General features: G+C 58.8%; 17 protein-coding genes. 11 read left to right on the plus strand and 6 right to left on the minus strand.

Annotation, left to right across the window (positions count from 1 at the left end; genetic code table 11):
• The first annotated feature begins 286 nt into the window (after positions 1–286).
• From RA24_RS09855 to RA24_RS09870, 4 genes are all read left to right on the plus strand, one after another.
• Positions 287–1,309, plus strand: coding sequence for a putative 2-aminoethylphosphonate ABC transporter substrate-binding protein (locus RA24_RS09855; RefSeq protein ID WP_039174374.1), 1,023 nt, complete (start codon positions 287–289; stop codon positions 1,307–1,309).
• Positions 1,310–1,430: 121 nt separating this feature from the next.
• Positions 1,431–2,528 carry a putative 2-aminoethylphosphonate ABC transporter ATP-binding protein gene (locus RA24_RS09860; RefSeq protein WP_019297964.1) on the plus strand — a complete coding sequence of 366 codons (1,098 nt, stop codon included), beginning with the start codon at positions 1,431–1,433 and terminating at the stop codon, positions 2,526–2,528.
• Positions 2,525–4,531: a putative 2-aminoethylphosphonate ABC transporter permease subunit gene (locus tag RA24_RS09865; protein WP_039191264.1), complete on the plus strand. Its 2,007-nt coding sequence runs from the start codon at positions 2,525–2,527 to the stop codon at positions 4,529–4,531. Before RA24_RS09860 ends, RA24_RS09865 begins: the two co-directional genes overlap by 4 nt.
• Before the next feature lie 31 nt (positions 4,532–4,562).
• Positions 4,563–6,287 (plus strand): Na/Pi cotransporter family protein, encoded by a 1,725-nt coding sequence (locus RA24_RS09870; protein WP_082020344.1) that lies wholly within the window; start codon positions 4,563–4,565, stop codon positions 6,285–6,287.
• Positions 6,288–6,291: 4 nt separating this feature from the next.
• On the opposite strand, the gene RA24_RS09875 is transcribed toward RA24_RS09870, so the two are convergent.
• From RA24_RS09875 to RA24_RS09895, 5 genes are all read right to left on the minus strand, one after another.
• Positions 6,292–7,275, minus strand: coding sequence for a GlxA family transcriptional regulator (locus tag RA24_RS09875; RefSeq protein WP_082009017.1), 984 nt, complete (start codon positions 7,273–7,275; stop codon positions 6,292–6,294).
• Between the two features lie 77 nt (positions 7,276–7,352).
• Positions 7,353–9,803: a GcvT family protein gene (locus tag RA24_RS09880; protein ID WP_039191266.1), complete on the minus strand. Its 2,451-nt coding sequence runs from the start codon at positions 9,801–9,803 to the stop codon at positions 7,353–7,355.
• 66 nt (positions 9,804–9,869) lie between these two features.
• A complete protein-coding gene (locus RA24_RS09885; protein ID WP_039152165.1) occupies positions 9,870–11,357 on the minus strand; it encodes a tripartite tricarboxylate transporter permease in 1,488 nt (495 codons plus the stop codon).
• A gap of 9 nt (positions 11,358–11,366) precedes the next feature.
• The gene (locus tag RA24_RS09890) at positions 11,367–11,927 is read right to left on the minus strand and encodes a tripartite tricarboxylate transporter TctB family protein (RefSeq protein ID WP_052269575.1); all 561 of its coding nucleotides are present in this window, start codon (positions 11,925–11,927) and stop codon (positions 11,367–11,369) included.
• A 54-nt stretch (positions 11,928–11,981) separates the two neighbouring features.
• Positions 11,982–12,929 (minus strand): tripartite tricarboxylate transporter substrate binding protein, encoded by a 948-nt coding sequence (locus RA24_RS09895; protein ID WP_039191268.1) that lies wholly within the window; start codon positions 12,927–12,929, stop codon positions 11,982–11,984.
• A 273-nt stretch (positions 12,930–13,202) separates the two neighbouring features.
• On the opposite strand from RA24_RS09895, the gene RA24_RS09900 reads away from it, so the two are divergent.
• From RA24_RS09900 to RA24_RS09915, 4 genes are all read left to right on the plus strand, one after another.
• A complete protein-coding gene (locus RA24_RS09900) occupies positions 13,203–14,150 on the plus strand; it encodes a phosphotransferase (RefSeq protein ID WP_039191269.1) in 948 nt (315 codons plus the stop codon).
• 136 nt (positions 14,151–14,286) lie between these two features.
• A complete protein-coding gene (locus RA24_RS09905; RefSeq protein ID WP_039152159.1) occupies positions 14,287–14,901 on the plus strand; it encodes a TetR/AcrR family transcriptional regulator in 615 nt (204 codons plus the stop codon).
• A 68-nt stretch (positions 14,902–14,969) separates the two neighbouring features.
• Complete coding sequence (locus RA24_RS09910) at positions 14,970–16,379, plus strand: aldehyde dehydrogenase family protein (RefSeq protein WP_019297974.1); 1,410 nt, start codon at positions 14,970–14,972, stop codon at positions 16,377–16,379.
• Positions 16,342–17,727, plus strand: coding sequence for an aspartate aminotransferase family protein (locus RA24_RS09915; RefSeq protein ID WP_342586138.1), 1,386 nt, complete (start codon positions 16,342–16,344; stop codon positions 17,725–17,727). Before RA24_RS09910 ends, RA24_RS09915 begins: the two co-directional genes overlap by 38 nt.
• 380 nt (positions 17,728–18,107) lie before the next feature.
• On the opposite strand, the gene RA24_RS09920 is transcribed toward RA24_RS09915, so the two are convergent.
• Positions 18,108–19,013 carry a LysR family transcriptional regulator gene (locus tag RA24_RS09920; protein WP_039191271.1) on the minus strand — a complete coding sequence of 302 codons (906 nt, stop codon included), beginning with the start codon at positions 19,011–19,013 and terminating at the stop codon, positions 18,108–18,110.
• 121 nt (positions 19,014–19,134) lie between these two features.
• On the opposite strand from RA24_RS09920, the gene RA24_RS09925 reads away from it, so the two are divergent.
• The 3 genes from RA24_RS09925 to RA24_RS09935 all read left to right on the plus strand — a co-directional run bounded on the left by RA24_RS09925 (position 19,135) and on the right by RA24_RS09935 (position 21,380).
• Positions 19,135–19,605 (plus strand): nucleoside deaminase, encoded by a 471-nt coding sequence (locus RA24_RS09925; protein WP_039191273.1) that lies wholly within the window; start codon positions 19,135–19,137, stop codon positions 19,603–19,605.
• Between the two features lie 73 nt (positions 19,606–19,678).
• Complete coding sequence (locus tag RA24_RS09930) at positions 19,679–20,752, plus strand: BMP family ABC transporter substrate-binding protein (RefSeq protein ID WP_039191275.1); 1,074 nt, start codon at positions 19,679–19,681, stop codon at positions 20,750–20,752.
• Between the two features lie 115 nt (positions 20,753–20,867).
• Positions 20,868–21,380, plus strand: coding sequence for a nucleoside deaminase (locus RA24_RS09935; RefSeq protein ID WP_039191276.1), 513 nt, complete (start codon positions 20,868–20,870; stop codon positions 21,378–21,380).
• Positions 21,381–21,446 lie beyond the last annotated feature (66 nt).

Consider the following 21,446-nt stretch of genomic DNA (forward strand, 5'->3'; position numbering starts at 1 on the left):
CGGGATGACAGGCTCGGATGCAGCCGCAGGGTACCGGCCTCGGCTGCTTGCCGTTTGGAGTGTTGTTATAGTGAAGTTTTAATTGACTCTATGACGCGATGATCATAAATCGAACTATGCGTTCAGTTTTTGACGGAATGTCAAAGCTGCCGCGTGGAGGTTGCTAGTCGCAACATCAACCGGAGGAGGGAGGCGCGACAGAAATTGCTGTTTTTACAGTTCGAAAGTCTGGTCAAACAGCTTTTGGATGGCTCGGTCGCACCCTCAGACCCATAGGGAGGAGATTATGGTGTCGAAATTTTACACCCTGGTTCAGGCAGTTGCTCTGGCATGTGCCGCAGCAACCGCGTCGGCCGAGACTGAACTGACGGTTTATACTGCTCTGAACGCAGATGATCTGGACCGCTATGCTGCGTCCTTCAATGAAACTAACCCGGACATCAAGATCAACTGGGTCAGGGATTCCACTGGGATCATCACAGCGAAGCTGCTGGCCGAGAAAAACAACCCGCAGGCAGATGCGGTGCTGGGGCTGTCTGTCAACTCAGTGATGGCCCTGAAGCTGGAAGGCATGCTGGAGCCCTACAGCCCCGCAGGTGCCGATACGCTGAATGCCCAGTTCGTGGACAATGGTGATGCCCCTAGCTGGGTTGGCATGAATGCACTGTTTTCCGCGATCTGCTTCAACACCGTCGAAGGCGAGAAACTGGGCATCGCAGCGCCGCAATCTTGGGATGACCTGCTGAAACCAGAATATGCAGGCCATATTGTGATGCCGAACCCCAACTCTTCGGGTGCGGGGCTGCTGAACGTCACCAGCTGGCTGTCGCTGAAAGGGAGCGAGGACGGCTGGGGCTACATGGCCGGATTGCATGAGAACATCGCGCGCTACACGCACTCGGGGTCGAAGCCCTGCAAGCTGGCCGCATCGGGTGAAAACCTGATCGGCATCTCCTATGCGCTGGCGGCAACCAAGCTGAAGGGCAGCGGCGCCCCGATCGACATCATTATCCCGACGGAAGGTGTTGGCTGGGATATGGAGGCAACCGCCATCGTCGCGGGAACGCCGAAGCTGGAGGCCGCCCAGGCGCTGATGGACTGGACGGCGACAGAGGACGCCAATGAGGTTTATGCAAAAGTATATGCCGTCGTTGCCAAACCTGGCGTGTCCAATCCGAACGAGCATTACCCGTCCAATGTCGTGGACGCGATGATCCCCAGCGACTTTGCGAACATTGCCAAGAACCGCGACACCATTCTGAGCGATTGGCAAAGCCGTTTCGGCCATAAGTCCGATCCTCAGAACTGAGGGGCGGCATTCACCCCGGGCTGCTGCTCCCTGGCCCGGGGTTTTTCTTTCTTCACCAAAAGTGCGGCGGCAAATGATCGCGCAATGAACCAGCCCGGTCGTCCGGCAGCGGAGAAATCCCATGGCAAACCCATATGTTGAGATCTCCGATCTCGAAAAATTTTATGGCAGTTTCTGCGCTCTGAAGGGCGTGTCGCTGACCATTCTGGAATCCGAACTCGTCTGTTTTCTTGGCCCGTCGGGATGCGGCAAGACCACATTGCTGCGTGCGATTGCCGGGCTCGACCTACCCAGTTCCGGGCAGATCCGGCAGGGCGGGGACGATATCACCAGCCTGCCGGCCTCGTCCCGTGACTACGGGATCGTGTTCCAGTCTTACGCGCTGTTCCCCAATCTCACCATCTCCCGAAACATCGGGTTCGGGCTTGAAAACCGGGGGCTTGGAAAGTCCGAGATTCAGGCCCGTGTTAACGAATTGCTGGCGCTGGTCGGCCTGCCTGACCAGGGCGGGAAGTATCCGTCTCAGCTTTCCGGCGGGCAGCAGCAGCGCGTGGCCCTGGCCCGGGCCATGGCGGTTTCGCCGGGCCTGCTGCTGCTGGATGAGCCGCTGTCGGCCCTGGATGCCAAGGTGCGGACCCACCTGCGCCACGAGATCAAGGAACTGCAGCGGGACACCGGTGTCACGACAATTCTGGTGACGCACGACCAGGAGGAAGCCCTGTCGATGGCGGACCGGATCGTGGTGATGAACCACGGTGTGATCGAGCAGATCGGGACTCCAACCGAAGTCTACCGGGAACCGGAAAGCCTGTTTGTGGCCGATTTTGTGGGGGATACCAACCAGCTGCCCGTCGCGTCTGCGGGTCCTGATTCAGTATCGAACGGCATTTCGGCGTTCCGCTGCCGCAATCACGGCCATGCCGCAGGCAAGGATCTGGTGGCAGTTATCCGGCCGGAGGATGTTGTGCCGGTTGAAGCCGGCGCGGCACCGTCGCAAGGCGCCAGCCGGATTGAGGTGATGATCCGGGAGATGGAATTTCTCGGCTCCTTCTGGCGCTGCGCCCTTGACAGTGCGGCCTTTGGAGGCGCGCATTTTTATGCGGATTTCTCAATCAATGCGGTGCGCCGGCTGGGGCTGACCCAGGGGGCAAACCTGACGGTTGAGCTGCCGGTTGATCGCCTGATGGCGTTTGAGCCGCTGCAGGAGGCGGCACAATGACGGATGCTGCACACCCGCTGCCCAAAACCGGCGTGAAGGCCAGGATGTCCCGCGACGACCTGGTCATACGCGGCGGCATCATTGTCATTTTCATGTATTTGCTGGTCGCTTTGGTCTTCCCGATGGGGGCCATGCTGGCAAAGGCGTTCTCGACCTATGCATTCCAGCTGGAGCAGTACGAATTCCAGGTCAGCGATGAAGCCGGCACATTTGATGATACGGTCCTTACGGCTGCAGTCTTGAATGCCGCAAATGAGACGCTTCCGCAGGAAAAGCTGACAGCAAAGTCGACCAGCAGCATTTCGGCCACGGCGTTTTTTCCTGAGTTCAGCTTCCGCAGCCCGGAGCGCTACCGGATCCGGACCGCGTCTGAAGATGCGGCTTTCTTGAAGGGCGCCCAGCTCCATTCCGGACCGAATTGGGTTGAAATGAGCTCTAACGAGTTCCGGCAGGTACTGCTGAAACCGTCGCGTAGTTACGGGCTCGGCAACTTCGCGACTTATTTCTCGACACCGGTTCTGTTCAAGTCCATCCGCAACTCCTTGCTGATCTCGGCAATCAGTACCGCGGTTACGGTTTCGCTGGCTTTTGCTTTTGCCTATGCGCTGAACCGCTCCTGCATGGCGCTCAAGGGGGTGTTCCGCCTGGCAGCCATGGCGCCGATCCTGGTGCCGTCGCTGCTGCCCGGTATTGCGCTGGTCTATCTGTTCGGCAACCAGGGCATGCTGAAATGGATGCTGATGGGGGAAACCATCTACGGACCCATCGGGATCTTGCTGGGGTCGATCTTCTTTTCCTTTCCCCATGCGTTCATCATTATCGCAACGGCGCTGACCCTGTCGGACGCACGGCTGTATGAGGCCGCCGCCTCGCTGCGCACGAGTCCGTTCAAGACCTTCATGACGGTGACGCTTCCCGGCGCGCGGTTCGGCCTGATTTCCGCAAGCTTTGTGGTTTTCAGCCTGGTGATGACAGACTTCGGCCTGCCCAAGGTGATCGGCGGGCAGTACTCCATGCTGGCAGTCGACATCTATCAGCAGGTGATCGGGCAGCAGAACTTTGAGATGGGTGCGGTTGTATCCTTCCTGCTGATCATCCCGGCGCTTATGGCGTTTGCCGTGGACCGGCTGGTGCAGGGCAAACAGCAGTCTTTGCTGTCTGCGCGCTCCGTGCCATATGAGCCCGCACCGCGGCCTCTGACGGACAAGCTGTGCTTTGCCTTCTGTGCAGCCATGTGCGTCTTTCTGCTGGGGATCATCGGCGTCTGCCAGTACGCGGCGCTGGTCAAATTCTACCCCTATGACCTGAGCCTCAGCCTGAGCAACTACCGCTTCGACCTGTTGGACGGCGGCTGGGCGTCCTATTTCAACTCGATCAAGCTAGCGCTTCTGTCGGCCGTCTTCGGAACCGCCGTGGTGTTCCTGGCCGCCTACTTCGTGGAGAAGGGCAATGCTTTTTCGGCGGGGCGGGGGCTGCTGCAGGGGATCGCTATGCTGCCGATGGCAATTCCAGGCATGGTGCTGGGACTGGCCTACATCTTCTTCTTCAACGATGCTGCCAACCCTTTCAACTGGCTGTATGGAACCATGGCCATTCTTGTGGTCAGTACGGTGACTCACTTTTTCACGGTTGCCTACCTGACATCGGCCACGGCCCTGAAACAGGTTGATGCAGAGTTTGAACCGGTGGCCGCGTCACTGAAGCAACCGGTGTTCCGGCTGTTTTCGAAGGTGACGGTGCCGATGTGCGCGCCGGCCTTGCTGGAAATCGGTATCTACCTGTTCGTCAATGCGATGACCACGGTGTCGGTGGTGGTGTTCCTGTATTCACACAATACGCCCCTTGCTTCGATCGCGATCCTGAACATGGATGATGCGGGCGATATCGCCCCAGCAGCTGCCATGGGCATGATGATTTTCTACACCAACCTGGCGGCGCGGCTGTTCCATCTTTGGGTGTCCCGCGTTGTCCTGAAGCGGTCGCAAGCCTGGCGGACGCGCTGAGTTTCACCACCGGCGACGGGCCAAACTGTCTATGCTCGCCATCGTTGAAAATTCAGGGAAAGGTTACTCTGTGCAGATCCTGAGTTTTATCTTTCAATTGGCCGGGTCGGTCATGATGCTTTTGTTCGCAGTCCGTATGGTACGAACCGGCATTGAACGGGCCTTTGGTTCGGCATTCCAGAGATTGCTGACTGCGCCGCGAAATCCGCTGATGCTGGCACCGCTTGGGATATTGCTGGCCTGCGTCCTGCAAAGCTCGGCCGCAGTTACCCTCCTGGTAGCGGGCTTCTCAGGGGCTGGGGCACTTTCCTTTGTGCCTGGCATTGCAATTGTCCTGGGTGGAGATCTGGGCTCAGCCATGCTGATCCAGGTCTTGTCGCTTCGGTTGGACTGGCTCATACCTGTGCTTCTCACCACGGGTGGTTTCCTGTTCCTAAAGACCGACCAGCGCAGTTTGAAACAAGCCGGCCGGATTCTACTCGGTATTGCCTTCATTCTGGTCTCGCTGAGTTACCTCCGGCAAACAATGGAACCGTTCCGCGAAAGTGCGTTTCTGCCAGCTGTCGCAGGATACCTGGCACAAGACTTTGTGACGGCATTCCTAGTTGGGGTGATTTTGGCATTTGTCATGCACTCATCTGTGGCCGCCATCCTCATGATCGTTGCGGTCGTCGATATCGGCGCAATCTCGCTAGCGACTGGCCTGTCCCTAGTGCTAGGCGCCAATGCGGGCTCTGCTTTGATACCTGTCTGGTTGTCACGCGGTATGGAGCCAGTAGCGCGGCGCGTGCCAGTGGCAAACATGCTGCTGCGCGGAAGCGGCGCTATCTTGGCTGTTTCTCTTTTAAACAGCAGTGCTGGTGCTGATGTGTTCCTGGCGAGTGGAGATCCGGCCCAAACCCTGATTACTGTTCACATCGCCTTCAATGCAGCACTGCTATTGACTGTGCCTTTTGCTGTTCAACTGGAAGCACCAGTTGCTGCCATCTTTCCCAAAAATGAAGTGCGGGGTGAGGAACTTTCATCGCGCTACCGGTCGGTTTTAAACCGCGCAGACTTGGCCAGCCCTTCGCTAGCATTGGCCGGGCTGAGGAGGGAAGTATTGCGCATGGCAGGGTTGGTGGAGGAGATGACTGCCCCGGTTATGGATTTGTACAGGCGGGCTGATGAAGACACACTGGAACGGCAGCGGGGGTGCGAGGACGCGCTTAATTCTGCCTTGAATGAGGTGCGCAACTATTCCGCCGAGATTGATCAAACTGTGATTGGTCGGGAACTTCGCGCGGAATTGCGAGCTCTGGTAGACTACGCAATCGCACTGGAGGCCGCGGGGGATATCGTGGTTAAACGGCTGGTTCCTTTGACACAGGAAAAACACCGCAGCAGCTTGGAGTTCAGTCCGGCTGGTTTTTCCGAGCTGCTTACGCTTCATGCAAAGGCAATGTCTAACTTAGACAAAGCTACAAATGTTCTTATTGGATCTGACTTGGAGGGCGCCCGCCTTCTGCTTGAAGAGAAGGCCGAAATAGCCCGCATAGAAAGGAACAGCCGCAAAAAGCATCTCAAGAGATTGGCAGAGGGGGAGCTAAACAGCTTTCGCACAAGCGACCTTCATTTGGAGACCGCTTATTCTTTTAAGGAATTCCATTCGTGGATCGTTACAGTGGCTCACCCGATCTTGCAGCGCGAAGGACAGCTGCTTGAGACTCGATTGATCCGCAAACCGGAGCCAACGCGAGCAAACGCTAAGGCATGAATGATCAAGCGGCGGGATCGTTTTCGACTCGCTGTGCAAACTGGTATGGAGAAATTCCGTATTTTTGCCTGAAGGAATTGCGGAAGTTGGAAGCCGAATAAAATCCGACACAGGCTGCGACCTCGCCTACGGTCAAGTCGGTCTGCATCAGCAGAAGTCGGCCACGGCAGAGGCGGGCATCCTTAACGAACCGGGCAGGCGTCATCCCGAGTTCACTGGAGAAGAGCCTCTCAAGCTGGCGTCTTGAAATGCTGTGGCGCAGGCACAGGGTTTCGATGGAAATGTCGCTGCTGAGGTTGGCGCGTATGTCGTTGAGAACCGAAAGTAGCGTTTTGTTCCGGGTTGCAAACCGCTGGTTCAGAGGCATCTTCTGCGCTACGCCGCTGTTGCGCGGGCCGTTGTGCAGGCAAAGGTCGGCAATCTCCTGGGCAAAATTGAACCCATGATCGCGTTCAATCACTTGCAGGATCAGGTCGCTCGCCGAGATGCCGCCGCCGCATGTTAAAATCCGCTGGTCGATGCAGAACCTGTGATCGGAAGGGCAGAGATGCCAATGGCTTTCCAAGAATGACGCGCGGGATTGCCAGTGCAGGGTGAACTCCCTCTCTGCGAGAATACCGGCATTGGCAAGAAGCTGCACCGCGGTGCCAACCGCGCCAATACGTGCGCCGCGCCGCCAAGCGGCGCGCAGATCGCCTCCCAGCTGTTTGGAAACCGGGTGGTCCGCAGCAGGGCCGAACACCAGCATGATGTCTGCACTGCGAAAATCATCAAACCCGGATGCCACGCCGAGTGCTGCCCTGTTTGTGTCTGTGACTGGCTTTCCGTCCGGGCTGTGCAGTGTCCAACGGTACAGCTCGTTTCCAGCCAGAAGGTTGGCTTCTCTAAGCGGTTCGGTCACTGCACCGAGGGATAACAGGTCGAACCCAGGAACCAGAAGCAGAGCCAAGGTTGTTGCATCTGCAGAAACTGGGTGTTCAGGGATCATGGCAGAATTCTTGTTTTGAACAAGGTGGGTGGCATGCGCCGGCCAAGGGGGGACAAAAACCGGCGCATGCGCTCTTACTACGACAGAAGCTTCTTGCTTTGGGGGTCGTAGAATCCGCGCAAGCGCACAGTGGCATCCACGGCCTCGCCTTCGATCAGAACCTGATAGTGGCCGTCTTCAAGGTCAGCCTTACCTGACGCGCCTTCCGGCAGGTCAAGAAGGCACAGGCCGGTGGCGGTGCCTTGAATGTAGCTGTAGGCCGCACTGTTGATGGAGCCGAGCACCTCGCCATTGCGAAGAACAGGCTCGCGCCCAAACAAGAGCGGTTCGGCATTGTTCAGCTTGATCGCGCACAGGAAAGGCCCTTGTGCCTTTTCCTTGCGGGCCAAATAGGCATCGCGCCCGATGAACGGGATGTCCTTTTTGGTTTTGCACAGGAATTCGACACCCAGCTGATGCGGGGCTTCCATATAGGCCATGTCAGTGCCCCAATGCAGGTATCCCTTGTCGATACGCAGAGCGTTGAGTGCATCCGTGCCCAGCAGGCGGATGCCGTATTCGTTCTGTTTCGCCATGATGGTATCGAACACATGCTCGGCCAGATCCGGGGTCATGTAGAGTTCGAAACCAAGTTCGCCGCTGTAGGACAGGCGCTGGACCCAAACCTCTGCATAACCAATGCGGATGGTCTTGCCGGAGTTGAAGGGGAAGGCCTCATTCGACAGATCGGCATCTGTCAGCGAAGACAGCAGTGCGCGGCTTTTCGGCCCCATCACCGACAACGCGGCAAAGGCGGTGGTCACGTCGCGGATCCGCACGTCCTCGCCGGGTTTGACATGATCGCGCAGCCGGTTCAGGTCGCGGCGGCGGCGTCCGGTTGAGCTGGTGACGATGAAGCGGTCTTCGGCATGGCGGGCGACCGTCATGTCGGTCTCGATTCCTCCGTCTTCGTTCAGCATCAGGGTGTAGGCTAGGCGTCCTGGGGCAATTGCCATGTTGTTGGTACACATGCGCTGCAAGAAGCTTTCGGCGTCTTTACCTTCGACTTCGGTCTTTCCCATCGGGGAGTAGTCGATGATGGCCACGGCCTCACGCGCCGCCTGCTGTTCGGCCTGGGCGTATTCGAACCAGTTGGCACGGCCAAAGGAGTATTCGGCCTTCGCCTCGGCCCCGGCAGGTGCGTACCAGGCCGGGCGCTCCCAGCCCATGGATTCACCGAAATAGGCGCCGCGGTCCTTGAGCAGGTGATGGAACGGCGTCTTGCGAATGCCGCGCGCGGTGTGCCGCTGGTGATGCGGATAGTGCAGGGCATAGGACAGGGCGAGCGTTTCAGGCGCGCGTTGCTGCAGATAGGCATCGCCTGCCTGGAAGTTCTCCAGGCGGGCCGGGTCGACACCGCTGAGATCGCGCATCGGCTTGCCGTTGACGATCCATTCCGCCAGAGCGCGGCCCGCGCCTGCACCGCATTGGATGCCGGTGGAGTTAACGCCTGCGAGAATGAAGTACCCTTTGATGTCCGGCGCTTCGCCAATGGTGGCGCGGCCGTCGTGGGTGAAGCTTTCAGGGCCGTTGAAGAAGGTCCGGATGCCGGTTTCCTGCAGCACCGGAACCCTTTCCAGCGCCTCCTCCATCACATCCATGACGTGTTCCTCGACAAAGGGCAGCGAGTCGAAACTGAAGTCCTCTGGGATGCCGTCTTCGCCGTAGGGAACCACGATACGGTGGCCAAAGCCGACCAGGAGCTTGCCTGCGTCTTCCTTGAAATAGGTGGCATCGTCATAGGACCGCAGAACCGGCAGGTCCTTGGGCAGGTCCGGGATCGCTTCGGTGACCAGGTAGTAATGCGCGCAGGCGTGCAGCGGGATTTCGACACCGTTCTGGCGGCCAAGTTCGCGCGCCCACATGCCGGCGGTGTTCACCACGACGTCGGCCTGAATGTAGCCCTTGTCGGTGAGGACCCCTGTCACATGGCCGTTTTCCACCACGACCTCCTCGACCTTGGTGTCTTCGAACACCTGGACGCCGCGCCCGCGGGCGCCCTTGATCAAGGCTGTGGTCAGGTCCACTGGGTTGATCGAGCCGTTGCTGGGGATCCAGACGCCGCCTGCGACGCCGTCCAGATTGACCAGCGGATAACGTTCCTTGATCTCGTCGTGACCGATTTCACGGGCTTCGATATCGAACAGCCGCGCAAAGTCGATCTGGCGGCGCAGCTGGCGCATCCGGTCGGGGAAGCGGGCCACCGTGACGGAACCCGTTTGGCGGAAGCCGGTGGTCTGGCCGGTCTCGGCTTCAAGTTCCTCGATGATTTCGGTGCCGTAGGAGGCGAACTCGGTCGACAGCGTGTCGCCGCGCAGCCGCCCGACCAGTCCGGCAGCGTGCCAGGTGGTGCCGCAGGTGAGCTGCTTGCGTTCCAGCAGCACCACATCGGTCCAGCCCTGTTTGGCCAGGTGATAAGCGACAGAACAGCCATGCACGCCGCCGCCGATGATGACGACTTGAGCACGGTCAGGGACTTGATTTGCCATTGTTCATTCCTTTGCAGATGGTTGGCCGGCGGCATGCGGAGGGGACGCGCGCCGGGATTGAAGGGGTTAGACGGGGTTTGACAGCGCCTTGCGGAGCCGGAAGACCGAAATCAGATGCAGGGTGACCGCCAGAACGATCAGGCCGAAAATGGTGGCGGCGATGGGGCGGTTGATCATGTCCAGCGGTGTTTGCACATTGGCGAGTGCGATGCGCAGCTTCACTTCCATGATGCCGCCCAGAACCATGCCGAGGATGATCGGCACGATCGGCAGGTTCAGCCGTTTCAGCACCATGCCCAGCACACCAAAACCGGCGGCGATGGCGCAGTCCGTCACCGAGTTTCGCAGCGCGTAGACGCCGACGAAAGAAAGCGTGAGGATGATCATGCCGAGGTATCGGTTGGGAATGATGATGACCCGGGTCAGCTGGCGCGAGAACAGAATCAGGAAAACCAGCGCCAGCACGTTCAGCGCCAGCAGGCACAGGTAGAGGCCGAGAATGAACTCCGGCCGCTGCTCGAACAGGCCTGGGCCAGGGATCACGTTGTGGACGTAGAACACGGTCAGCATCATCGCGGTCAGGGCTTCGCCCGGGATGCCGAGGGCCAGCAGCGGGATCATTGCGGCGGCGGGCACCGCATTGTTCGCGGCTTCCGAGGCAATGATCCCTTCGGGAGAGCCATTGCCGAATTCTTCAGGCGTCTTCGAGGTTTTCTGCGCCAGAGAGTACGAGAAGAACTGGGCCAGGAACTCTCCAACACCGGGAATGATGCCGAAAATCACCCCAAAGCCGGAGGAGGACAGCACGGTCTTGGGAAACCGCAGCACTTCAAAAAGGTGCTGGAACACTCCGCGGCCGATTTTCGGCTCTGCCGCATCCTGATCCTTGCCAAGCAGCAGGACAAAGGCCTGGCTAAGGGCGAAAAGCCCCAGCACCACGACGATGACGTCTATGCCTGAGGCCAGCCAGGTCTGATCGAAGGTGAAGCGTTTCGAATAGCGGATCGGTTCCAGACCGATGGTGTTAATGAAGATGCCAAAGCACAACAGCGCCCCGGCGGCCATGTTCTGGCCGCGGTGGACAATGACGACCAGAACCATGCCCAGGAGGGCGGCAAGAAAGATCTCCTTGGCGCCGAAGTTCGGAGCGATACTGGCCAGGAGCGGCGACAGGGCAATCAGGGCCAGCACCGAAATGACCCCGCCGCAGAAGGACGCGCCATAGGCAAGCGAAATGGCACGGGTGGCCTCACCCCGTCGGGTCATCGGGTAGCCATCATAGGTTGTCAGGGCGTTGACCGCGGTGCCGGGGGTGTTCAGCAGAATCGCAGGCAGCGCGCCGCCGAACATCGAGGAGCCGTAGATGCCCAAAAGCAGGGTCAGGCCGGTAAGCGGCTCCATGGCGTAGGTCGCGGGAAGCAGGATGGCGATGGCAACCGCCGGTCCCACGCCGGGGATGGCGCCAATAATGATGCCGCCCAGTGATCCGGCAACCAGAGCAATCAGGATGTCCCAGCGGGCCAGCATCTCGAGCGCGGAGAAAAGCAGATCCATGACAGCCTCTTACAGATAGATCAGGAACAGGTTGCGGAGACCGGCGGGCAGCAGCTCATAGGCGGCGCCGGCAGGGATCTTCACCTGCAGAAAGCTGCGGAAGAACAGCACCACAGCCAGTGACAGGCCCACGGACACCCATAGGAACCTGGCGCTGCGGTAGCCCAGCCGCAGTGTGAGCGCGGTGCTGAACAGCAAGGTGGACGGCAGGTAGCCAAGGCGGGGCACGATCAGCACGTAGGCCAGAAACCAGCCGGTAAACTCAACCGAGCGCAGCCAAAACAACAGTTCCGGACCCATTGGCGCTCCCTGGCGTGTGGACAGGTTGCGGCGGATGCAGATGCCCAGGTTCATCACGCCAAACCCCAGCATTCCGTAAATCGACAGAAGCGACCAGAAGCCGGGCTGGTTGAGCGCGCTTGCACCCTTTACCGTTTTCAGTTCAGCGCCGGTGTTGAACCAAAGAAAAACTGCAAACAGGAAGGCGGCCGCCGAGAAGGCCAGTTCAGCACGCACATGCGGCGGTTCGATAATGCCAATGGCATCTTGATGTTCCGGTTCTTGCGGCATGGCTGCCTCCCTGCTTGCAGCGGCAGGGCCCTGGGAGAGGCCCCGCCTATGGGATCAGAGACCCAGGCTTGCGTTGATTTTGGCGATTGCGTCGATGTTTTTGCCGATCAGGTCTTTCGATCCGTCGGCATCCAGCCAATAGAGCTGGGCACCGGTCTCTTCACCGAATTTGCGGGCGCGTTCGCTGGCGATGGTCTTCTCGGCCACGGCCGCGATTTTCTCGCGCACATCCGCCGGAGTGTCCTTATGCACGAACAGGCCGTTCCATAGCGTCAAGTCCAGCTCGGGAACGATTTCTGCAACGGTCGGCGCATCCGGTGCGTGCGGCAGGCGCTCAGGTGTGATTGCGGCCAGGACCTGAATATCGTCGAGGCAGGGTAGCATCAGCTGGATCGTGGTGTTGCCGACATCCGCGTCGCCAGAGGCGAATGTGTTGCAATCGACCAGGTCAAATGCTGCGTCAGAGGCATATTCAAACCCCAGTTCCTGCGCCAGCGACAGGGTCACCTTGGTCGGGGTCAAGGGTGCGCCGAAATGGGCCAAAGTCACCGGGTTGTCCTGCGCGTGAGCGGCCAGTTCCTGCATTGTGCTGTAGGGCTTGTCCTTCGACGTCACGATGACAAACGGGTAGGTCAGGAAAATGCCGAGGGGGTCAAACGGGTCCGGGGACAGCTCGGGGATCCCCAGAGAAGGGCCAACCACCGGAACGCCGATCACAAAGGAGCCGATTGTATATCCGTCAGCCGGTGCAGAGGCGACTTCCACCGCGCCGGGAAACGGGCCGCCGCCGCCGCCGGGTTTGTTCACCACTGCGGCCGGCACTCCGTATTCAGCCTGGAAGTCTTCGGCAATCATGCGAGTCAACACGTCTTCCATGTCGCCTGGCGGCCAGGGCACCACGAATTGCACGGGTTTCTCCGGATACTCCGCCCAGCCGGGCACAGCTGTGAATGTCGCCATGGCTGCCGCCACGGTCACTGCAGTCATCTTCGCAAGTTTCATTGGTCTCCTCCCTTAAGGACGCTGAGGTTTGCGTTTCGCCTCCCGGCCGAGCCGGCTCGTTCAAAAACTGAACTGAAAGTTCGATTATTGACGAGTAGGATATTTTCTGACATAAAATTCCCAATCTGTAAACGCTTCTTGCCTGGCTCGGCGTCCAACAGTGCAAATTCAGGCTAAAACGCCGGAATCGCACTAAAGTCCTGAGGCAGGGTTCTGGGGCCGTCTGATTTCTGCGCGGGGAGGTGCGGAAAACAGCCAAATGGGAGAGAGAGTTTGACCGAATCAGCAGTTGTTCAGGACACCGCCGAATTCGATGAGCGCATTGCCCGCATCGTGGCTCAGGTTCCCGGATGGGACGATGGCAAGGCCACATGGAAGTGGCTTTCAGGCGGCGGGGCTCACAAGAATTTCCTGGTAGACAATGGGGACGGGACTGCACAGTCCGTCGTCAAGCTGTGGAACCGGGACTGGGAAACGCTTGGAATTGTGCCGCCCAGTGCGGTGCCGATGCTGAATACCGTTGATGCCGGGCGGGCGGGCATCGGCGCGCCGGTTGTCGCCATTGTCGACGATCCGCTGGCCCTGATGATTGAGTTTCTGCCCGGCAAGCCCGTGAATCTCAAGGATCCTGACGTTCTGCCCCGCGTCGCAGCAAAGGCGCGTCAGTTGCATGACAGCGGCCTCAACTTCCGCCGCGATTTCAACCCGTTTGCCGAGGCGCGTGTGATCCTGGCATCGGCTCAGCGTGCCGATGTCGCCTTGCCGGACGACTACAACGAAATCCTGCCTGTTTTGCAGAGGATCGAGCAGGCGCTGGACTTGCGGCCGCGCGATTTCGTCCCCAGCCATAATGATCTGTACAGTGCCAACCTGCTGGAGCAGCCGGACGGGACAATCCGGCTGATCGACTATGACCTCTCGGGCAACAGCGACCGCTGCTATGATCTGGGTCTCATGACCACTTTCGAGGATCTCGATTCCGATCAGGTCAGCCGCCTCACTGAAGGCTACTTTGGCACCTTCGACAGACGGATGCGGGCGCGTGTCGAGATGTTTGCCATCGCATCGGATTATTGCCAGTTCGCGCTGTTTGCCACAGCCCTCGCGGTGGCCGACATGAATGACGACTACGACTATGCGGGTTTCATGACGCAGAACTGGAGTAACATCCAGAAGCGGACCAGCGGCGCGGGCTTTGGTGCCTTCCTCGCAGAAGTTTGATCAGTCAGGGGCTGCCAGCGGCTAGGCTCTGCCGTCTGGCAGATCTCAAACCCGGTGTTCAGTGATTGAATGCCTGTTAGTTTTTGAAACGCGCGGTTAAACTCAAATCCGACAAATTCGGAAGGAGGCCCGACGCATGGCCGAAGGAGAAAAACAACTTTCTCTGCGCGAGCGCAACAAGCTGCGGACACGCAGGGAAATCCACGCTGCGGCGCTGGAGGTGTTCCAGGAGGAAGGCTTCGCAGGCAGTTCGGTTGACAAGATCGCGAAGACGGCGGGCACATCGAAAGGGACTATTTACGTCTATTTTCCCGATGGGCTCAACGACATCTACCGCGAGATTTACGCCGACCTGAGCAAAAAGATCCTGAATGCCGGATGTAACGCGCGCGATGCTGAAACAGATCCAGTGAAACGCATCCTGGCCTTGGCAGCAGCCCTTTTGGAGTTGTGTGCGCAGCCGGAAACTGGGCGGTTCTACAGTTTGCTCAGCCCAACGCTGCGGCCGGTTCTTGCACCGGTTCTGGGCCAGGCCTCGAGTGAGTTCACCGTCATGGTCGCTGAGGATGTCCAGGCGCTGCGCAACAATGACAGTGCTGCGGACGCCACCGTTTTTGCGGAGCTGCTGGTTGGCGCCATGCGTGAGGCCGCAAAGATCGTGAGCGACGCGCCGCGCAAAAAGAAATCGCTGCTCGCCGGGCTGGAAGCCCTTGCCGCCGGTCTGGCGCGCAGCCCCGACCGAACCGCTTAACACCGTGGCCCGTCCGGCATTGCCTGTCTGGCCGCATGAGCCTGAACAGACAATGCCGGAGGCGCATAATGAAAACTTACTCCCTGATCATCGGCGGGAAATCCGTCCCCACACCCAAGCATTTCGAAGTCCGCAACCCGGCAAACGGCGGTGTGGTCGGAAGCGCGCCCTGCGCCACCAAGGAGCAGCTGGACCAAGCGGTCGATGCGGCTGAAAAAGCCTTTGAGAAATGGCGCAAAAGGTCGAGCAAGGACCGCGCTGCGGCCTGTGAGAAGATCGCCCAGAAAATTCAGGAAAACGCCGAGGAACTGGCACAGCTGATCACCCGCGAGCAGGGTAAGCCGCTCAATGGCCTCGGGTCCCGCTGGGAGGTTGGCGGGGCCGTGGCCTGGACTGGCTATACCGCCACGCTGGATACCCCTGTCGAAGTGCTGCAGGATACCAATGAAGGCAAGGTGGAGATGTACCGCAAGCCGCTGGGTGTTGTTGGTTCGATCACCCCGTGGAACTTCCCGGTCATGATTGCAATCTGGCACATCATCCCGGCAATCCGCGCAGGCAACACGGTTGTCATCAAGCCGTCGCCCTTCACGCCCTTGGCCACGATCCGGCTGGTGGAACTGATGAATGAAGTTCTGCCGCAAGGTGTCGTGAATTGCATCACCGGCGAGGATTTCCTTGGCGCCGAAATGTCGTCGCACCCCAAGATCCGCAAGATCGTGTTCACCGGCTCCTGCGCCACCGGCCAAAAGATCATGCGAAGCGCGGCGGAGACCATGAAACGCCTGACACTGGAGCTTGGCGGTAACGATGCTGGTATCGTGCTGCCGGACGTGGATCCCAAACAGATCGCCGAGGGGCTTTTCTGGGGGGCCTTCATCAATGGCGGCCAGACCTGCGCAGCCCTGAAGCGCCTTTATGTGCATGACAGCGTTTATGAGGATGTCTGCAATGAACTGGCGGAGTTCGCCAGGAACATCGAAGTCGGTGACGGGATGCTCGAAGAGAGCATCATCGGTCCGGTTCAGAACAAGGCGCAGTACGACAAAGTGTCCGAACTGGTTGAGGATGCCAAGAAGGTTGGCGGCAAAGTGCTGCTGGGTGGAAAGGCACAGCACAAGGGGCCGGGGCATTTCTATCCGCTGACTCTTATTGCGGATCTGGACAATGGCACTCGGCTTGTTGACGAAGAACAGTTTGGCCCGGTGCTGCCGATTATTCGCTACAGCGACGTGGATGAGGTCATCAAGCGGGCAAATGACAACCCGAACGGTCTGGGCGGGTCCGTCTGGAGCCGCGACAGCAGCAAGGCCAAGGAGGTCGCCTGCCAGTTGGAGTGCGGGTCTGTCTGGATCAACAAGCATGGCGCCATTCAGCCCAATGCCCCGTTTGGCGGCGTGAAAGCCTCGGGGATCGGTGTCGAATTCGCCAAGGAAGGCCTTGAAGAATACACCGATATCCAGGTCGTGTTCTCGTGAGAGCCGAGACTTCTCTGGAGAGGGGGTTTGCATGAAAAATGCTTATGAAAAGCCAAAAATGTCGGCGAGGGCGCGGTTGATGATGGCCAGAAGGGAACGGCTCCTGGGGCCGAACAATCCGACCTTCTACGATGATCCGGTGCATTTTGTGCGGGGTGAAGGTGTCTGGCTGTTCGACGCGGACGGCCGGCGCTATCTGGATGCCTACAACAACGTGCCCCATGTGGGGCACTGCCACCCGCATGTGGTCGAGGCGATCTCGCGGCAGGCCGGCCTGTTGAACACTCACAGCCGGTATCTGCATGACAATGTCCTGGACTATGCCGAACGCCTGACAGCCACTTTCCACCGCAGCCTGTCAACGGTCTTGCTAACCTGCACCGGCAGTGAAGCCAATGACGTGGCGCTGCGCATGGCGCGGGCCATAACCGGCAAGCACGGGGTGATCGTCACCGACTTCACCTACCACGGAAACACCAGTGCGGTCATGGAACTGGCCACGCTGATCCCGCGCGAGGACGGGTTCAGCACGCATCTGCGGACCATCCCGGCGCCAGACAGTTATCACCTTGAGCCGGGTGAGAAGGATGAAACCGATATGGCAGCCCGGGTTTTGGCGCACCTTGATGCGGCAATTTCATCCTTGGAAGAAGCGGGGCACGGGGTGTCCGCAATCATGTTGTGTCCGATTTTTGCCAATGAAGGGTTCCCGGATTTGCCTCCGGGGTTCCTGGATCGCGTAGCCAAACGTGTGCGCAAGGCTGGCGGTGTTGTCATCGCAGATGAAGTCCAGCCGGGGTTCGGGCGGACCGGTGCGGCGATGTGGGGCCATCAGTACTCCGGATTCACCCCGGACATCGTGACAATGGGCAAACCCATGGGCAACGGCCATCCCATTGGCGGCGTGGTAACCACTCATGACATCATGCATGCCTTCCGGACCAAGAACGTCTATTTCAACACATTCGGCAGCAATCCGGTCTCCTGCGCTGCCGGCTTGGCTGTTCTGGATGTGATTGAAAATGAAAGCCTGATTGAGAACGCGGCGGAGGTTGGGGCCTACGCCAAAGAGCGTCTGGAAAAGATGGCGGAAAAGTTTGGCTTTTTTGGTGACGTCAGAGGGGCAGGCCTGTTCTTCGGTGCAGAGATTGTTCATCCAGGTGAGCAGATCACTGCAGACAAGAAGCTGGCTAAGAGGGCGGTGAACCTGATGCGCGAAAACGGTGTGGTCATGGGGCTGCTAGGGCGGAAGGAAAACCTGTTCAAAATCCGCCCACCAATGCCGTTTTCCAAGGCAAATGCTGACCACCTTTTTGAAGTGATGGATCATGTCCTGAGCCGACTTTAGAGACAGTAAGGTTGGCTGCGCAACTTTCCTCATCTGCCGTCCCTCGGAGTTCCTCTGGAAAACCGCCGCTTTCTGCTTCGTGCGACTGGCGGTTTGCAAACGCTTCGAGACAAGGTGATATGGCTAAAAGCACCTATGGGCTTTGGTTCGGCCGACTGCTGGTTGCTAACAATGACCAAGCAAAGCCAGGCCCGCTCAGTGTGGTCGATAGCGCCGCGGTTCTCCCCCCCATAGTTGTGCGGTGGGTGCTGAAATGAGGCATCCCGGCAGGATTTTGAGCGGTCTTGCTGTGCCTCATTTCCCTGTGTGCTTCCATGCAAATACAAAGGGTTAGGCGGAGGAAAAAGGGGGAGGTGTGATCATTCGGGCCAAGCTGTGCTTCAGATTTGCGCTATGGCGTTGATCAGTGCGGCAGCCGTTTTTGCATGGTCCTGCAGGTCAGTCGTCAGCTCAGCGTTGGCGTTGACACAGACGCAAACGCTTTCCTCCATCCGCTGGTCTTTCAAAGGCACAAACCGGATGCCGCCGGCCAGCAATTCCGGACGGACATCGAAACGTGTCATAAAGGCCACCGCATGCCCATTCCGAACCATTTCGCTGGTGAAGCGGACCGAGTTGCTGGATGAAACAATCCGGGGCCGTTTCCGCTGCCGGTGGATTTCCGACAGCAGCCGGGAATGTACGGACAGGTTTTCGCTGGGCAAACTGACGGGCCAATCCAGACACTCCGCAATCGATATTTCGTGCCGGTCGACAGTGAAATGGATTGGACTATAGACGAGACCGATCCGGCACGAAGTCTCTGACAGCACCCGGACAGGCTGGCTGGGCCGCGCATTGAATGCCAGGGCCAGATCGATTTCGCCTTCGGACAGGGCATGGATCAGCGTATTGGTATCGCCGGTCCTGACCTGCAGGACATCCAGGCGTCCCGCGGCCGTCTGCCGGTCATAAAGAGCAGGCAGCAATGTCTGTGCAAAACACTCCGCTGCGCCGATGCGGAGCTTCTTTTCATTTCCCCTGTCCTTGCGCGCGAGACTGGCACGCAAATGGGTGCTCTCGCTCAGCCAGCGTTCGGCCTGACTCAGCAGTTTAAGCCCGTCCGCGGTCAGCTGCATTCCCTTGGCGTGGCGGGCAAACAGTGCTGTCCCGAGGTCTTCCTCCAGCAAGCGCATCTGCCGGCTCAGCGCAGATGAGGAAATATTCAGCTTGTCTGCTGCCTTTCGGATTGAGCATTCACGCGCCACTTCGACAAAGGAATGCAGCTCCCGCGAGAACTCAGACATCCTATCCTCCTGCCAAGACCATGTTCAAATTTTTCGCGCGCTATGCGCGATTCATTCTGATTTTTATCACGGTCGAGACAGCCTAGGCTATGCGGGAAACCTTCAAAACAGGTCACGCATTATGCAAAATGATATCGATCACCTGCGCACCACCGTGAAGATCGCGCATGAGTGCCGCGCCGAAGGAAACCACCCCTTCGGAGCAATCCTAACCGGCCCCGATGGCAGCGTTCTTCTCAGAGGTGGAAACACCTACTCCAGCGACAAGGGCGTCGGCCACGCAGAGCTCAACGTGGCACGGGAAGCCAGCCAGAAATTCTCCCCTGAGTTTCTGAGCGAATGCACGCTCTATACCTCCGTTGAACCCTGCTGCATGTGCGCCGGAGCCTGCTATTGGGCCGGCATCGGGGCAGTCGTCTACGGCATGACAGAGAAACGCCTGGCCGAATTGACGGGGGACAACCCCGAAAACCTAACGCTCGATCTGGCTTGCAAGACGGTCTTTGCTGCAGGACGCCGGAAGGTGGAGGTCCGCGGCCCTTTCCCCGAGATCGAGGACGAAGTCGCTTTGGGGCACAAGGACTTCTGGTAACGGGGAAAGGCGTGAACGGCCCTCCGCTTTCCCGACCCCAAGGCTCGGTACATTTTCAACGAGGAGGAAACCCATGAAACTCAGGTCTTTATTAGCGGGTGCAGCTTTTGCACTGGGATTGACCGCAAGCGCGGCATTTGCGGACAAGACCAAAGTCGGCTTTGTCTATGTCGGCCCGGTTGGAGATGGCGGATGGACCTACGAACATGAACAGGCGCGCAAGAAAGTTGTCGAAGAGTTCGGAGATCAGATCGAAACCGTCTTTGTCGAAAGTGTGCCTGACGGACCGGACTCCGCACGTGTGATGACCCAGATGGCGCTGGAAGGCGCAGATCTGATTTTCGCCACATCCTTTGGCTACATGGATCCTGCGATTGAAGTTGCCAGCAAGTTTCCCGATCTGAAAATCGAACACGCAACCGGGTACAAGACCGCTCCGAACGTGTCGGTTTATTCTGCCAGGTTCTATGAAGGCCGTGCCATCCAGGGCCATATCGCGGGCAAGATGACCAAGTCCAACGTGATTGGATACATTGCATCTTTCCCGATCCCTGAGGTCATCCGCGGCATCAATTCCGCCTACATCCACGCCAAGAAGGCAAATCCGGATGTAGAGTTCAAAGTTGTCTGGGTCTCTACCTGGTTCAATCCGGCCAAAGAGGCCGATGCCGCAAAGGCGCTGATCGAACAGGGCGCTGATGTGATCCTGCAGCACACCGATTCAACCGCCCCGATGGCAGCGGCGGAAAGCGCCGGAAACGTCATCGGTTTCGGCCAGGCATCTGACATGGCCGAATACAAGGACGGCCCGCGGGTCTCGTCGATCATCGACAATTGGGCACCTTATTACATCAGCCGCGTGCGAGCCGTGATCGATGGCACCTGGGAACCGGTGAACACCTGGGACGGCATCGGCGCAGGCATGGTGGAAATCGGGGAAATGACCGACAAGATCCCAGCCGCCGTACAGGCCGAAGCCCTCGCGATGAAAGAGCAGATCGCAACTGGCACCTATCATCCTTTCACCGGTCCTCTAAACAAGCAGGACGGCAGCGTCTGGCTTGCGGAAGGTGAAACCTCTGACGACGGGACGCTGGCTGGCATGGACTTCTTTGTTGAAGGTGTCGACGCTCTGATCCCCAACTGAGCTTAGGCCGCCGCGTGCATGCGATTTTGTTTGCCTGCGGCGGTCCGCTCTTTATTGGCCCGCAAAACCAGGGCACCCAGCCCCTGAAACGCCTCATAATGCAATAGAGAATGTCATGAAAACACCGCCGAACCTCGAAAACCTCGACGTGGAATCGCTGTTGCGCCGCACGTTTGAACTGGCGCAATCCGCCCGCTCTAAAGGCAACCACCCATTCGGCGCGCTGCTGTGCGACTTCGATGGCAATATCGCCCTCGAAATCGAAAACACCGTTGGCGATCTGAACGATTCAACGTGCCACGCCGAACAGAACCTGATGAGCGCTGCTTCTCGCAAGTTTACCCGCGAAGAGCTTGCTGAACTCGTCATGGTTACCAGCACGGAACCCTGCGCGATGTGTGCCGGTGCAACTTTCTGGGTCGGTGTGAGGGCTGTTGTTTATGGTCTGTCCGAGCTCGCATTGGTTGAGATGTGTACAAGTAAAGCCTCGCCGCACCCCGAGGTTCTCAACCTGCCGTGCCGCCGGGTGTTCGAATGCTCCCCGAACCACCCAACAGTGGTCATTGGCCCGCTTCTGGAAGACGAAGCCCGCAAACCGCATGAAGGCTTCTGGACTGCCGGGTACTGAGTGTGGATGAAAATCGCCTGTAGCAGGGACACCCTGCAAGACGCGGATCCAATCGCACGTAGGGCA

The sequence above is a fragment of the Leisingera sp. ANG-M6 genome, from assembly GCF_000813905.1.
Lineage (GTDB): Bacteria > Pseudomonadota > Alphaproteobacteria > Rhodobacterales > Rhodobacteraceae > Leisingera.

Coding starts and splice junctions, on each gene's coding strand:
- RA24_RS09855 (WP_039174374.1), top strand. CDS start 287: ATGGTGTCGAAATTTTACACCCTGGTTCAGGCAGTTGCTCTGGCATGT.
- RA24_RS09860 (WP_019297964.1), top strand. CDS start 1,431: ATGGCAAACCCATATGTTGAGATCTCCGATCTCGAAAAATTTTATGGC.
- RA24_RS09865 (WP_039191264.1), top strand. CDS start 2,525: ATGACGGATGCTGCACACCCGCTGCCCAAAACCGGCGTGAAGGCCAGG.
- RA24_RS09870 (WP_082020344.1), top strand. CDS start 4,563: ATGCTCGCCATCGTTGAAAATTCAGGGAAAGGTTACTCTGTGCAGATC.
- RA24_RS09875 (WP_082009017.1), bottom strand. CDS start 7,275: ATGATCCCTGAACACCCAGTTTCTGCAGATGCAACAACCTTGGCTCTG.
- RA24_RS09880 (WP_039191266.1), bottom strand. CDS start 9,803: ATGGCAAATCAAGTCCCTGACCGTGCTCAAGTCGTCATCATCGGCGGC.
- RA24_RS09885 (WP_039152165.1), bottom strand. CDS start 11,357: ATGGATCTGCTTTTCTCCGCGCTCGAGATGCTGGCCCGCTGGGACATC.
- RA24_RS09890 (WP_052269575.1), bottom strand. CDS start 11,927: ATGCCGCAAGAACCGGAACATCAAGATGCCATTGGCATTATCGAACCG.
- RA24_RS09895 (WP_039191268.1), bottom strand. CDS start 12,929: ATGAAACTTGCGAAGATGACTGCAGTGACCGTGGCGGCAGCCATGGCG.
- RA24_RS09905 (WP_039152159.1), top strand. CDS start 14,287: ATGGCCGAAGGAGAAAAACAACTTTCTCTGCGCGAGCGCAACAAGCTG.
- RA24_RS09910 (WP_019297974.1), top strand. CDS start 14,970: ATGAAAACTTACTCCCTGATCATCGGCGGGAAATCCGTCCCCACACCC.
- RA24_RS09920 (WP_039191271.1), bottom strand. CDS start 19,013: ATGTCTGAGTTCTCGCGGGAGCTGCATTCCTTTGTCGAAGTGGCGCGT.
- RA24_RS09925 (WP_039191273.1), top strand. CDS start 19,135: ATGCAAAATGATATCGATCACCTGCGCACCACCGTGAAGATCGCGCAT.
- RA24_RS09930 (WP_039191275.1), top strand. CDS start 19,679: ATGAAACTCAGGTCTTTATTAGCGGGTGCAGCTTTTGCACTGGGATTG.
- RA24_RS09935 (WP_039191276.1), top strand. CDS start 20,868: ATGAAAACACCGCCGAACCTCGAAAACCTCGACGTGGAATCGCTGTTG.